Source organism: Aeromonas sp. R4-1 (assembly GCF_040908325.1).
Lineage (GTDB): Bacteria > Pseudomonadota > Gammaproteobacteria > Enterobacterales > Aeromonadaceae > Aeromonas > Aeromonas veronii.
The window spans coordinates 23,467-36,782 of record NZ_JBFODM010000069.1 but is presented as its reverse complement, the minus strand read 5'-3'; the positions used below and the strand labels follow the sequence as shown (position 1 = coordinate 36,782).

At 59.2% G+C, this 13,316-nt stretch carries 11 protein-coding genes and 1 pseudogene; 8 read left to right on the top strand and 4 right to left on the bottom strand.

Annotated elements, in window-relative coordinates; translation table 11 throughout:
* The 4 genes and pseudogenes from AB5Y90_RS12400 to AB5Y90_RS12385 form a co-directional block, all read left to right on the top strand.
* Positions 1-253 (top strand): annotated as a pseudogene (locus AB5Y90_RS12400) (IS1595 family transposase); the annotation flags it as partial.
* Positions 254-435: 182 nt separating this feature from the next.
* Positions 436-867, top strand: a complete 432-nt coding sequence (locus AB5Y90_RS12395) for a hypothetical protein (RefSeq protein WP_307896835.1) — start codon at positions 436-438, stop codon at positions 865-867.
* Positions 868-1,071: 204 nt separating this feature from the next.
* Entirely contained in the window at positions 1,072-2,331 is a 1,260-nt protein-coding gene (locus AB5Y90_RS12390) for a dicarboxylate/amino acid:cation symporter (RefSeq protein ID WP_005334018.1), read from the top strand.
* Between the two features lie 104 nt (positions 2,332-2,435).
* Complete coding sequence (locus AB5Y90_RS12385) at positions 2,436-4,055, top strand: methyl-accepting chemotaxis protein (protein WP_274160385.1); 1,620 nt, start codon at positions 2,436-2,438, stop codon at positions 4,053-4,055.
* Positions 4,056-4,123: 68 nt separating this feature from the next.
* Here AB5Y90_RS12385 and AB5Y90_RS12380 read toward each other — a convergent pair whose 3' ends face one another.
* Positions 4,124-4,726, bottom strand: coding sequence for a DUF924 family protein (locus AB5Y90_RS12380; RefSeq protein ID WP_265775779.1), 603 nt, complete (start codon positions 4,724-4,726; stop codon positions 4,124-4,126).
* A 251-nt stretch (positions 4,727-4,977) separates the two neighbouring features.
* On the opposite strand from AB5Y90_RS12380, the gene AB5Y90_RS12375 reads away from it, so the two are divergent.
* Positions 4,978-5,898 (top strand): DUF808 domain-containing protein, encoded by a 921-nt coding sequence (locus AB5Y90_RS12375; RefSeq protein ID WP_019445488.1) that lies wholly within the window; start codon positions 4,978-4,980, stop codon positions 5,896-5,898.
* A 123-nt stretch (positions 5,899-6,021) separates the two neighbouring features.
* The gene (locus AB5Y90_RS12370; RefSeq protein WP_368166919.1) at positions 6,022-7,818 is read left to right on the top strand and encodes a M3 family oligoendopeptidase; all 1,797 of its coding nucleotides are present in this window, start codon (positions 6,022-6,024) and stop codon (positions 7,816-7,818) included.
* A 63-nt stretch (positions 7,819-7,881) separates the two neighbouring features.
* Here the strand turns inward: AB5Y90_RS12370 and AB5Y90_RS12365 are convergent, their stop codons facing one another.
* Positions 7,882-9,288, bottom strand: coding sequence for a nucleobase:cation symporter-2 family protein (locus tag AB5Y90_RS12365; RefSeq protein WP_219594092.1), 1,407 nt, complete (start codon positions 9,286-9,288; stop codon positions 7,882-7,884).
* A gap of 505 nt (positions 9,289-9,793) precedes the next feature.
* Here AB5Y90_RS12365 and ycfP point away from each other — a divergent pair.
* A complete protein-coding gene (ycfP, locus tag AB5Y90_RS12360) occupies positions 9,794-10,333 on the top strand; it encodes an alpha/beta hydrolase YcfP (RefSeq protein WP_005334000.1) in 540 nt (179 codons plus the stop codon).
* Between the two features lie 74 nt (positions 10,334-10,407).
* Complete coding sequence (locus tag AB5Y90_RS12355) at positions 10,408-11,700, top strand: NAD(P)/FAD-dependent oxidoreductase (protein WP_005333998.1); 1,293 nt, start codon at positions 10,408-10,410, stop codon at positions 11,698-11,700.
* Positions 11,701-11,784: 84 nt separating this feature from the next.
* Here AB5Y90_RS12355 and AB5Y90_RS12350 read toward each other — a convergent pair whose 3' ends face one another.
* Both AB5Y90_RS12350 and pflA read right to left on the bottom strand, forming a co-directional pair.
* Entirely contained in the window at positions 11,785-12,426 is a 642-nt protein-coding gene (locus AB5Y90_RS12350) for an energy-coupling factor ABC transporter permease (protein ID WP_043819419.1), read from the bottom strand.
* An 87-nt stretch (positions 12,427-12,513) separates the two neighbouring features.
* Entirely contained in the window at positions 12,514-13,311 is a 798-nt protein-coding gene (gene pflA / locus AB5Y90_RS12345) for a pyruvate formate lyase 1-activating protein (protein ID WP_118853640.1), read from the bottom strand.
* Between the last annotated feature and the right edge of the window lie 5 nt (positions 13,312-13,316).

The window sequence follows — 13,316 nt, the reverse complement described above, 5'->3', positions numbered from 1 at the left end:
GGGTATAACCCATCAGGTGGTGCGCAATCGTCAAGGCGAACGGGTAGTCGGTGCGTATCACATCCAGCATGTGAACGGATATCACCATCGGTTGAAAGAGTGGATGGAGCGGTTCCATGGCGTGGCGACGCACTACCTGAAGAACTACCTGGGTTGGCGCCGGATGTTGGAGCGTTACGGAAAAGGCGTAAATATCAAAGCATGTTTGCATGAGGCGCTGGGGCGCCCCATGCAACACGTAATTGGGACATAGCCTTTTCTTTTGCCTGCGATTTGCCGCACAGGCGCGAAGCCAGTGGTGATGCATGCTGGTCGCTGCTGGCGTGAGTCGATTGTGCAGCCACCGCGCTTTATGGTGTAGTAACAACTCTGTTGCTCATTTGCCTGGCGAGGCCTTTCGTGTCTGCATCCGTATCTAAACCCTGTTGTCTGCTGATGCTCACCCTGCTGCTGGTGGGCTGCGCCACCCCTTACGAGAGTGAAAAGTCATTCTGGAACGGCCAGACCGGTTTCTCCCAGACCCGGCTTGGCCCGGACAAGTGGCAACTGGAGTTTGTCGGCAACGATCTGGTGGACAGGGAGACCGCCCGCAAATATGTACTCAAGCGGGCAGGGGAGCTGGCACTGGCAGAGGGTTACTCCTGGCTCAAGGTCGATGAGCTGACCATTAACCGCGATGCCGTCAGGGTGACCCCATCACGGCCGATCTTTGGCTTTGACGAGGATGAACCGGATCTCTTTATGGCCCAGATGCAGGTGCAGCATACCATCTCGGCGCTGCTCACTTTTCGCCTGTTGCCACGGGCACTCGATGAGCGAGCTCTGAATGCGAAATATCTCGCCGAAATCAAAATAAACAGTGATTAATATTGGTGGTTTGCAAGATCCATATCACATACACCTAATGGCAGGATAAAATTCTGGATAAAGCCTCTAGATTTACCCCCTGCTTTTAGGCATTCTCCCAGCATACCAGCCGCCAGGAATCAACGGCTCGGATCACAAAAACGGACTGTAGTGGCTCCCACGCCACTGTTTACGGCTTGCACCAATCAAAACCGGGACTCCCCCATGAAAATGAATAAACTGACGGTCGCCATCCTCATCTCCATGATGTTTGGCATCCTCACCGGCCAGGGCTATCGGATGTTTGCCGCAGATCAGGCTGCGGATTTCGCCAATAACATCACGATCCTGACCGATATCTTCCTGCGCCTGATCAAGATGATCATCGCTCCCCTGGTCTTCACCACCCTGGTGGTCGGTATCGCCAAGATGGGCGACACCCGCACCGTGGGGCGTATCGGTGCCAAGACCCTCGGCTGGTTCATGCTGGCCTCCCTGATGTCCCTGAGCCTGGGTCTGGTGATGGTGACCCTGATGCAGCCGGGTGTGGGGCTTTCGCTCTCCCTGCCCAATGACACCGCCAGCTCGGGCATTGCTGCCGGTGCCATTACCCTGAAAGATTTCGTGACCCACGCCATTCCCAAGAGCGTGGTCGAGGCGATGGCCACCAACGAGATCCTGCAGATCGTGGTCTTCTCCCTCTTCTTCGGTCTGGCTGCCGCCGCGCTCGGCGATCTGGCCAAGCCGGTAGTGGTGCTGATGGCCAGCGCTGCCGAGATCATGCTGAAAGTGACCGGTTATGTGATGAACTTTGCGCCGTTCGCGGTGTTTGGCGCCATCGCTGCCATGGTGGCCAAAGAGGGGCTGGGTATTCTGGTTACCTACGGCAGCTTTATGGCCCAGTTCTACATCGCGCTGGCCTGCCTCTGGCTGCTGCTGATCGCCATGGGCAGCGTCTTCCTGCGTGGCCGTGTCATCAAGCTGCTGGCGATGATCCGCGAACCCATCCTGCTGGCCTTCTCGACTGCCAGCTCCGAAGCGGCCTATCCGAAGACCCTGGATCGTCTGGAGAAGTTCGGTTGTGACAAGCGCATCGCCAGCTTCGTGCTGCCGATGGGTTACTCCTTCAACCTCGACGGCTCCATGATGTACTGCACCTTCGCGGTGATGTTCATCGCCCAGGCGTATGGCATCGAGCTCTCCATGGCCCAGCAGATCACCATGCTGCTGCTGTTGATGGTCACCTCCAAGGGGATGGCTGGGGTACCGCGTGCCTCTCTGGTGGTGATTGCCGCTACCCTGAACCAGTTCCATATTCCGGAAGCGGGCATCCTGCTGCTGCTGGGGATCGATCACTTCCTCGACATGGGCCGCTCTGCCACCAACGTGCTGGGCAACGCCATCGCCGCCAGCGTGGTTGCCAAGACCGAAGACAGTCTGGGTGAAACTGTCGCGCTGGGTGAGAGTGAGCCAGCCAAGGCCTGATCACAACGCTATGAAAAATAAACAACAACGGCCCGCCAATGCGGGCCGTTGTTGTTTATGGCTCGTCTACACTGCTAGATAGTTTTCATCTGGAGTGTACGGTTATGAACATTGCTCGTCGGCTTCAACTGATAGCGCTGCTGGTTATGCTGGCGCTTGTTTTCCTCAGCTGGTTCAGTATCAACCGCCTTGGGGCTGGCAATCGAGACTTGAGCTATGTGACGGACAATACGGTGCCCAGTATTGCGCTGATCAAGGAGGTGCAGGCTGCATTTTATGAGCTGCACTCCCGGGTTCAAAGCCATATCCTCAACACCGACAATGACAAGATGCAGCAGATAGAAGCGGATATTGCCGAGCATCGCAAACAGATCAATTCGCAACTGGAGAAATATAAAGCAGAGATGCTCTCCAATGACGAAGACCGACGCCTGACCGACGATGATCAGCGCATTATCGCGCAATATTATCAGGAGATAGACAAGGTTCTGCAGCTCTCCAGACAAAACAAGAACGATGAAGCGCGAGACATGCAGGCAGGAGAAGCCACCAGAGTGTTCCAGCAGTTTGCCAAGGCAATCGAGCTCCACGTCAACTTCAATATGGATTTGGGACTGGCGCTCAAGAAGCAGGGCCAGGAGAATTATGACAACAGCCTGCAAACCCTGTTGTTTATCGCCGGTGGTGCCACCGTACTGACGATGGGGCTGTTTGTCTGGTTGTTCAATCAGGTGGCCAATCCCCTTCGCACCGCCATGGATACCCTGACCCGGATCCAGCGTGACCTCAACTTTACCCTGAGAGCAGATGTTAAACAGCAGGATGAGATTGGCCTGACCCTCAATGCGGTCAACCGGCTGCTCGATACGCTGCAACAGACATTTACCGAATTTTCCGTAGGCAGCTTGCAGATCAAGAGCACTGCCGAATCCCTCTCTCAGGCAGCGCAGCACCTGGCCAGCTCGGCTAATCAGGCCAATGATGCCACCAGTCTGATAGCCGCCGGTGTGGAAGAGATGACGGTCAGCATCACCGATATCTCCCAGCGCACTCAGGAGACGAGCCGCATCACCAACGAGTCGGGGCAACTGGCGACCGAAGGGGGCCGGACCATTGAGCGCACCGTTCATGCCATCAACGAGATCGCCGACTCGATCCGGCAGGCCTCGGCCGAGGTCATTGCGCTGGGTGAGGGCATTTCGCGCATTGGCGGTGTGGTCAACGTGATCCGTGATGTGGCGGGGCAGACCAACTTGCTGGCCTTGAACGCGGCCATTGAAGCGGCGAGGGCCGGGGAGTCCGGCCGTGGTTTTGCGGTAGTAGCGGATGAGGTGCGCAAACTGGCTGAGCGCACAGCCCAATCCACTCAGGAGATCTCCGCCACCGTAGAGGCGATCCAGCAGGAGTCGAACAATACGGTCTCCCGCATGCATCTTGTGGAGGAGAAGGTGAGCCAGGGGGTCACCATGGCGACCGAGAGTGGAGCCATTATTGCCGAAATCCGCAGTGCGTCGCACCGGGTGATGGAGCAGGTGGGCGAGATCACCAATGCCATCCGCGAGCAGAGCTCTGCCGCCGAGTCGATCGCTCATCAGGTGGAGCAGATTGCTCAGGTCGTGCAGCAGACCAGCAGCACAGCGGAAGAGACCTCAGCCGCCGCCGAGGAGCTCAATGTCACCACCGAGAGCATCCACCAGCAGATATCCCGCTATCGCATTCAGTAACGCCGACGGTTGTTATCCATCCGCTATCCCCGCCAGCCAGCTGGCGGGGATTTTTTTATATGGCTTGCTTAGAAGCCTGAGCCCGGTTGCTGCAAAAATGCCGCCTCTTCCGGTGTGCTGGTGCGACCGAGTATGTCGTTGCGGTGGGGGAAGCGGCCAAAGCGTTCGATGATCACCTGATGGCGGCGGGCAAAGTCGGCAAATCCGGCAAACGTTGCTTGCGCCGGTGTGCCAGCCTGCTCGGCAGCCAGTGCCTCGAACAGCGCCACACTTCTGGCCTGTTGTTCGCGGGATTCGGCATGCTCCAGCGGCAGATAGAAGAAGACCCGCTCCAGTGGCGAGAGGGATTTGTCCGCCCCGATGGATAGCCCTTTCAGGCAGAGATCCCTGGCCAGCGGATCCTGGTCAAAGGCCGCAGGCGTGCCGCGATGGATATTGCGGGGCAACTGGTCAAGCAGCAGGATCAGCGCCAGCCGACCGCTGGGAGCATCGGCCCAGTGGGCGAGGCAGCCCTCGGCTGCGGCCTGTGCCAGCTCGCCAAAGCGGCTGGCCAGCAGGGCATCCGTTTCGCTGTTTTTTCCCCACCAGAGGAGGGCTTGCCGTGTGGCCCGCAGGACATCATCGGCTTCGTCGCCAAACCAGAGATCGAGCAGAGGTTGCCAGGGTTGCATGGGAACTCCTTGAGGTGATTCAGAGGGAACCAGGAACAAATGGCTCAGGGGTGCTGCCGAAACGGCGGCTTCTCGTTACACTGTGCCATCTTTTGCCCGAAAGACGTAACCCCCCGATGGCGAGCGCCGGATTTTTGGCTCGGCCGATGATGGCCTGCGATCGCCATGAGGTGGTCCTGTTGACCCTGGTGGTTATCGGGATGTACATCTCTCTCGCGGTGTTGTTCTCACTGATATAAGGAATCTTTGATATGGCCGGAACCAGTTTGTTGGCCCTGCTCGACGATATCGCAAGCGTGCTCGATGACGTGGCGCTGATGACCAAGATGGCGGCCAAGAAGACCGCCGGGGTGTTGGGTGATGATCTGGCCCTCAACGCGGAGCAGGTCTCCGGGGTGCGCGCCGAGCGGGAGTTGCCGGTGGTGTGGGCGGTGGCCAAGGGGTCATTTCGCAACAAGCTGATTCTGGTGCCCGCCGCCATCGCCATCAGTGCCCTGGTGCCCTGGCTTATCACGCCGCTCTTGATGCTGGGAGGTGCCTACCTCTGCTTTGAGGGGGCCGAGAAGCTGGCCCACAAGTTCCTGCCCCATGAGGCGAGTGAGGGTGAGGCACATACTGCTCCTATTCCCGATGATTTGGCCGCGTTTGAGCAGCAGAAGGTGAAGGGAGCGATCCGCACCGATTTTATTCTCTCTGCCGAGATCATCGTCATCGCCCTTGGCACGGTACAGGGAGCAAGCCTCGCGCTGCAGCTCTCGGTAGTGGCGGGCATCGCCCTGCTGATGACCATCGGGGTCTACGGGTTGGTGGGGCTGATCGTCAAGCTCGATGACATCGGTCTGCATCTGTTGCAAAAGCCCGATGGCAGCGCCCTGCGCCGCGCGGTGGGGCAGGGACTGCTGGTGACGGCGCCCCGCCTGATGCACCTGCTGGCACTGGTCGGCACCATCGCCATGTTTATGGTGGGTGGCGGCATTCTGGTGCATGGCTGGCCTTTTGCCCATCACCTGATTGAAGGCGCAGCCGCTGTCGTTGCCACCCTGCCCACTGTGGGGGCCGTACTGGCGGCGGTGACGCCGACCTTGCTCAACGCCGTGGCCGGTGTGGTGGCGGGTCTGCTGCTAGTTGCTGTGATGACGCTGGTGAGCCGTCTTGCCCCGGCCAAGGGATAAGCGAGCTTGCGGGCCATTTTCTCTTTTTTCCTCTCTTCATTTTTTGGCCTTCGGGTTGCCCGGTTTCGGACTTGCTGCCCGCAGGTCTGTTGTGCCTCCCGATAAAGGCCTTTGCGAGAAGCTATGTATCAACAACAGTGGAATAACGACCATATCTACCCGGGCCTTGACAGCACCGAGTTGGAAGCGGACATGCGCGCCGCCCGCCACGCGCTGGAGGTGCTGGCCAGCTATATGGCGGGTCTGGACGGGGTGCGCGACGATGCAGCTGCGCTGCTGGATTTCTTGCGGGAAGTGCGGCTGCGCGCCCGTGATATTCGCCATATCGGCTGGAACGTCGCCATTCTGGCCGCGTGCCGCGGCAGTCAGGATGCGCGGGATCCGCAGGCCAAACAGCTGGCGTCCCGTGCCCGCGCCCTCAACGCCGATCTGTTCAAGACCCTGGCGCCGGTGGAAGATCTGATGCTGGCGTTACCGGAAGAGAAATTCGCCGCGCTGATGGCGGATCCGCTGCTCGGCGAGGAGGCGTACCGCCTGCGCCACGAGCGTCGTTTGCAGGATCAGCGCTTGCCGGTGGCGGCGGAGCAGCTGGTGATTGGCCTGGGCACCGATGGTCTGCACGCCTGGGGCAACCTCTACAACGATCTGGTAGGCAAGATCCGGTTAACCATTGATGGCCGCGAGATGGGGCTGGCCGAGGCGAGCAATCTGCTCTCCAGTCCGGTGCGTGCGCTGCGTTTAGAAGCCTTTGATGCCATCAGCGCCGGTTGGGAAGGGGAGCAGGAGACGGTTGCCGCCATACTCAATGCCCTTAACGGCTGGCGGCTGGAGCTGGCCCGTCAGCGCGGCAAAACCCGTGTGCTCGATGCGCTGGATCTCTCCTGCCATCAAAGTCATGTCGAACGCGCCACCCTCGATGCCCTGATGAGCGAAACCTGGCGAGCCCGTGGGTTGGGCCAGCGGGCGCTGGAGCTGATGGCCGAGCGCCTTGGTCTCGACGATCTGGGGCCGGAGGATCTCTTTGCGCCGCCTCCGGCCGTCAGCAGCCGCGAGATCCCGTTCGAGGAGGCGATCGAGTTGATTGCCGATGCCTTTAGCCGTTTCGATCCCGAGATGGGGGCGTTTGCCCGCATGATGGCCGAGAAGGGGTGGATTGATGCGGCGCCCACGCCAACTCGCCGCACCGGCGCCTACTGCACCAAGTTTGCCGAACCGGTCGAACCGCGGGTCTTCGTTACCTATGCCGGCACCATGGATAACGTCATTACCCTGGCCCATGAGCTGGGTCACGCTTGGCACAACTGGGTGATCCGCGATCTGCCGATGAGTCAGCGCAGCTACCCCATGACGCTGGCGGAGACCGCCTCCATCTTTGCCGAAACCCTGGTGCGAAGCGCCCTGTTCGAGCAGGCGCAAAGCCCGGAAGAGCAGCTGGCCATCGCCTGGGCGGAGGCCGATGGCGCAGCCACCTTCCTGGTCAATATTCCGGCCCGCTTCGATTTCGAGCGGGCGCTGGTGGCCGAGCGGGCGCAGGGTTATGTGTCGGCAGAGCGACTCAAGGCGCTGACTGACGAGGCATGGGGGCGCTGGTATGAGGGGAGCTTGACCCGCTATCATCCCATGTTCTGGGCGGCCAAGGCGCACTTCTCCATCGCCGGGCTGGGCTTTTACAACTACCCCTATCTGTTCGGTTATCTGTTCAGCCTCGGGGTCTATCAGCAGTTGATGAGCCGCAAGGCGGCGGGGGAAGAGGGTGTCGCAGAGGAGTATCGCGCCTTGTTGCGCGATACCGGCCGGATGAGCGCCGAAGATCTGGTAGCCAAGCATCTGGGGCAGGATATCCGTGAGGCCGCCTTCTGGCAGGGGAGTCTGGCACAAGTAGCGCAGGCGATAGAACGCTTCGCACAGTTGCCTGCCTGATTGGGTCAGCGGTGATATGAACAACAGGCCCCCGGACAGTCTCGCTGTCCGGGGGCCTGTTTGTTATGCCTGCTTTTGTTGCGGTTTGATGGGACCAACGAATAGAGGACGGGTCTGGTGAGTCAGATCAGGCTGATAGCCGTTGAAGAAGAGGTTGAGCAGCACCGAACTGATGGTGGCCAGCAGGATACCGCTATGAAAAAGCGGTTGTAGTTGCGCCGGAAGCTGCTGGAAGAAATTCCCGGAGACCGTCGGGATCATGCCAATTCCGAGACTGATGGCGACGATATAGAGATTGTGACGGTTGCCGCTGTAATCGGTGCGCGCCAGGATACGAATGCCGGTGGCCAGCACCATGCCGAACATCACGATACCGGCGCCCCCCAGCACGAAGGGCGGGATGGAGGCGACCAGCACCGACATCTTGGGGATGAGGCCAAAGGCGAGCAGGATCCCCCCCGACATCACGCAGACCCAGCGACTCGATACCCCAGTCACGCTCACCAGACCGATATTCTGAGAGAAGGAGGTGTGGGGGAAGCTGTTGAATATCCCACCAATAATGGTGCCGATGCCATCCACTCGCAGCCCGCGCACTATGTCGCCGCGCCTGGCCGGATGGCCGACGATGTCGCCAAGGGCCAGAAACATCCCCATCGACTCGATAAAGGTGATGAGCATGATCACCGTCAGAGTGGCGATGGAGATGGGATCGAAGGTGGGCCAGCCGAAGGCGAAGGGCACTATGGGGGCAAACCAGGCTGCCTCGCCGAGGCCATCGAGGCTCACTTCGCCCATGGCGATGGCCACCACGAAACCGAAGATGATCCCGAGCAGCACCGAGATATTGCTGAAAAAGCCCTTGGTGAAGCGGGTCACCAGCAGGATAAAGACGAGCACCAGAAAGCTGGTGCCGATATAGCGCAGGCTGCCATATTCCGGATTGCCCTTGCCCCCCGCCATCCAGTCGATCCCCACCTGCATGATGCTGATCCCGATGGAGGTGATAACCACCCCGGTTACTACGGTGGGGAAGAGCGGCATCAGCTTACCTATCAGCGGCACCAGCAGGGTCGAGATGATACCGGCGGCGATGGTGGCGCCGAAGATGCCCGTCAGCCCCAGATCCGGGTTGGCTCCGATGGCCAGCATGGGCATCACGGCGGCAAAGGTGACCGACATGATGACCGGCAGCCGGATCCCGGCAAAGCGGCCAATCCCGACACATTGCAGCAGGGTGACGATGCCGCAGCAGAAGAGATCCGAACTGATAAGGTAGGAGATTTGATCCTTGGGCAGCCCCAGACTGCCGCCAATCACCAATGGCACCGCCACGGCGCCGGCGTACATCACCAGCACATGTTGCAGGCCCAGGGTAAATAGTTGGCCCATGGGGAGCATGCGCTCCACTTCATCCACCGGGCGCTTGCGCGCACCCGGTCGGGGGGAGGGGGGATTGGTCTCGTTCATGAACAGATCACTCCTTGAAGCCCGCGCAACTGCTACAGGCAAGATAGTGAAAGCCGCAGCTTTCCCGGTCATTGATCTCGTGTATTGACAGAGGAGCCAGATCCCTCGGCAGTAGTGAGAGGGATCCGGTGCAGCACGGGTCAGTGCACAAAACATGCACAACGCCACTCACGAGAGAAAACGTTTGGCGATAACGCCTTGTTTTTGCGGGATGAGTCACATACCGGCCAGATAAGTGTCCGGCTGCTGGCAGGGGAAGGAGGTGGGGGCATCTCAGATTGGTAAGGGGTTTATCATTATCGGTCTGGCGATCTCACTTTGATAGCCGAGCACCATAACGTTGCTCGCAATGCGCCCCTCTGCATGTGACGGCGCTCGCGGGCCGCAGGGTGCAATCGGGGGCGGGGGCGTGATCCAAAGCAAGAAAGTTGGATGTTTTGGTGGCGCACGGGGCCGCCGCTGGGGTAGTTTCGATAAAACCGACACAGATCCTGAGGTCTTATCCATGATCATCTATCTGCATGGCTTTGATGCCACCAGCCCAGGCAATCACGAGAAAGTGCTGCAGTTGCAGTTTATTGATGATGATGTGCGTTTCGTGCACTACAGCACTGTTCACCCCCGTCATGATATGAGCCATCTGCTCAAGGAAGTGAAAAAACAGCTCGATATGAGTACCGATCCCAAACCGCTGATCTGCGGCGTGGGTCTTGGTGGCTACTGGAGCGAGCGGATCGGCTTTCTGTGCGGCATTCGCCAGGTGATCTTCAACCCCAACCTCCATCCGGAAGAGAACATGCAGGGCAAGATCGACCGGCCGGAAGAATATGACGATATCGGTACCAAGTGTGTAACTGAATTTCGTAAGAAAAATTCAGGAAACTGCCTGTGTATCCTTTCCGTTCAGGATGAAGTGCGCGATAATCGGGACACTGAACGTGAATTGAAGAACTATTACGACATCGTGTGGGATGAGCGCGAGACTCATAAGTTCAAAAATATCTCGCATCATCTGCAGCGGATGAAGGCCTTCAAAGAAGCCTGATCCATCACGTCGACCGATTTCGTTTTAGGGAGCCAATGGCTCCCTTTCGTTTTGAGGAACCGAGGAAAATCATCATGATGAATATTGTCGTTGTAGGCGGCGGCGCCGGTGGCCTGGAGCTGGCCACCAGTCTGGGTCGCAAGCTTGGCAAGAAGAACAAGGCCAAGATCACTCTGGTCGATCGCAACCGCACCCACCTGTGGAAACCCCTGCTGCACGAAGTAGCCACCGGCTCCATGGACGCGGGCATCGATGCTCTGAGCTACCAGTCTCACGCCAAGAACCACGGTTTCGACTTCCAGCTCGGCACCCTGACCGACATCAAGCGTGACGATAAACGCATCGTGCTGGCCCCGATCCACGACGACAATGGCGACATCGTGGTCAACGAGCGCGAGCTGCCCTACGACTATCTGGTGATGGCCATCGGTTCTGTCTCCAACGACTTCAACACCAAGGGCATCAAGGATAACTGTATTTTCCTCGATAGCCCCTCCCAGGCGCACCGTTTCCACAACAGCATGATGAACCGCTTCCTGCAGTTCGCCACCGAATATAAGCCGGGCGACAAAGTGAAGATTGCCATCGTCGGCGGCGGCGCAACCGGCGTTGAGCTCTCTGCCGAGCTCTACAACGCGGTCGAGCAGCTCTACGCTTACGGCTTCAAGAACCTCACCACCGACAGCCTGAAGGTGACCCTGGTGGAAGCGGGCCCGCGCATTCTGCCGGCTCTGCCGGAGCGCATCAGCGGCGCCGCCCATCAGGAGCTGGTCAAGCTGGGTGTGGATGTGCGTACCGCCACCATGATCACCGAAGCGACCAGCGACGGTCTGCACACCAAGGATGGCGAGCTGATTGAAGCTGACCTGATGGTGTGGGCGGCCGGTATCAAGGCACCTGACTTCATGAAGGATATCGCCGGTCTTGAGACCAACCGCATCAACCAGCTGGTGGTTAAAGAGACCCTGCAGACTACCCGTGATGAGAACATCTTCGTTATCGGTGACTGCGCAGCCTGCCCGCAGCCGGATGGCAAGTTCGTGCCGCCGCGCGCCCAGTCTGCCCACCAGATGGCCAGCCAGGCGTTCAAGAACATCCTGGCCAAGATGAACGGCGGCGAGATGAAGCCCTACCTCTACCACGACCACGGTTCGCTGGTCTCCCTCAGCCGCTTCTCCACCGTGGGCAGCCTGATGGGCAACCTGATGCGCGGCTCCATGATGGTGGAGGGCTACATTGCCCGTCTGGTCTACATCTCCCTCTACCGGATGCACCAGATCGCCCTGCACGGCTACGTCAAGACCGGCCTCATCATGCTGGTGGGTCGCATCAACCGGGTACTGCGCCCGACCCTGAAGCTGCACTAAGCCGGGATTTGTCACAATTCGGAATAGCAAAAGGAGAGGCGATGGCCTCTCCTTTTTTATGGGCGCAGATCAGGAAAGAGAGCGTTACTTGCCCAGATAGGTGCGGTCGAAGAAGGTATTGACCCAGTGGGGGCGGTAGATGGCCAGCACCGTCATCGCCATGCCGTTGAGCAGGGCTTCGGGGAACAGCAGCAGTGGCCAGATGGAGAGGTAATCCGCCGTGATGGTGTGCCAGGGGTAGCTGTGACTCAGCCCCATCAGCAATGCGCTGGCGGCCACCTTGACCGAGATGGTGATGGCGCCGCCGAGAAAGGCGGCCACGAAGATATAGACAAAGAGATGGCGCGGCAGCCAGGCCCAGCTGGCCAGAAACAGCAGCCAGCTGGTGGCTACCGGCAGGGCGATGCCCACCAGCGCTTGCCAGCCAAAATCGGCCAGATTGGTGACACCGAAGTAACCGAGCACCAGCAGGGTCAGGCAAGGGGCGAGCAGTGCCAGCCGCCAGCCAAGCAGCAGGGTGAGGGAGGTTAGCCCGAGAAAATGGACCTCCAGCCCCTCATGCAGACCGGCCCTTAGATACCAGAGCGGCACCAGCGCGATGGCACTCCCCAGCAACAGGTGCTGATAGAGGGGGTTGTCATGGAGGGTCTGCCACAGGGAGCGGCGCAGGCTGAAGGCCAGCAGTACCAGCCAGATCAGGAGGGCGGCGAGTTGTCCTTCACTCATCTTGTCATCCATTCATGCAGTAGAGTCCGGGCGGCCTTCCCGACCGCCCATAGCAGAGCAGGCTGACGAGTCAGCCTGCTTTTACCATCAATATTTGACGTTGTTGTGGTACTTGCCGAGGATGCCCTTGACCCGTTCCATGGTCTCCTTGCTGGGGGGCTTGATCCCGCTCAGCTCGTACGGGTCTCCCAGCACGTCCCACTTGTGTTTGCCCAGCTCATGGTAGGGGAGCAGCTCCACCTTTTCCACGTTCTCGCCCAGCTCGGCGATGAACTGACCCAGCCCTTCGGCGCTCTCGTCGTCATCGCTCCAGGTCGGTACCACCACGTAGCGGATCCACATGGTCTTGCCTTTGGCTGCCAGATAGCGGGCAAACTCCAGGGTGTATCTGTTGCTGACGTGGGTCAGCGGAATGTGTTTCTCGTCATTGATCTGTTTGATGTCGAGCAGCACCAGATCGGTCTGGTCGAGCAGCTTGTCCACCTGTTCGTCGAGATGACGGACGAAGCCGTTGGTGTCGAGACAGGTGTGGATCCCTTTCTCTTTGCAGGCGGTAAAGAGTTCGGTAATGAAAGCCGGTTGCAGCATGGCTTCACCGCCGGACGCTGTCACGCCACCGCCGGAGGCATTCATGAAGTGGCGATAGCTGGTGATGTCACTCATCAACTCCGGTACGGTCACTTCGCGGCCACCTTCGGTATCCCAGGTATCGCGGTTGTGGCAGTACTTGCAGCGCATCAGGCAGCCTTGCATGAATACGATAAAGCGTATTCCCGGGCCATCGACAGTGCCGCAGGTTTCGACGGAATGGATCCGGCCAACGGTGCCGTGAGCTCCGGCTGGCTGGCTGATTTCAACGGCTGGGATCCGATTAATGACAGACATAAACA

Coding starts and splice junctions, on each gene's coding strand:
- AB5Y90_RS12395 (WP_307896835.1), top strand. CDS start 436: ATGCTCACCCTGCTGCTGGTGGGCTGCGCCACCCCTTACGAGAGTGAA.
- AB5Y90_RS12390 (WP_005334018.1), top strand. CDS start 1,072: ATGAAAATGAATAAACTGACGGTCGCCATCCTCATCTCCATGATGTTT.
- AB5Y90_RS12385 (WP_274160385.1), top strand. CDS start 2,436: ATGAACATTGCTCGTCGGCTTCAACTGATAGCGCTGCTGGTTATGCTG.
- AB5Y90_RS12380 (WP_265775779.1), bottom strand. CDS start 4,726: ATGCAACCCTGGCAACCTCTGCTCGATCTCTGGTTTGGCGACGAAGCC.
- AB5Y90_RS12375 (WP_019445488.1), top strand. CDS start 4,978: ATGGCCGGAACCAGTTTGTTGGCCCTGCTCGACGATATCGCAAGCGTG.
- AB5Y90_RS12370 (WP_368166919.1), top strand. CDS start 6,022: ATGTATCAACAACAGTGGAATAACGACCATATCTACCCGGGCCTTGAC.
- AB5Y90_RS12365 (WP_219594092.1), bottom strand. CDS start 9,288: ATGAACGAGACCAATCCCCCCTCCCCCCGACCGGGTGCGCGCAAGCGC.
- ycfP (WP_005334000.1), top strand. CDS start 9,794: ATGATCATCTATCTGCATGGCTTTGATGCCACCAGCCCAGGCAATCAC.
- AB5Y90_RS12355 (WP_005333998.1), top strand. CDS start 10,408: ATGATGAATATTGTCGTTGTAGGCGGCGGCGCCGGTGGCCTGGAGCTG.
- AB5Y90_RS12350 (WP_043819419.1), bottom strand. CDS start 12,426: ATGAGTGAAGGACAACTCGCCGCCCTCCTGATCTGGCTGGTACTGCTG.
- pflA (WP_118853640.1), bottom strand. CDS start 13,311: ATGTCTGTCATTAATCGGATCCCAGCCGTTGAAATCAGCCAGCCAGCC.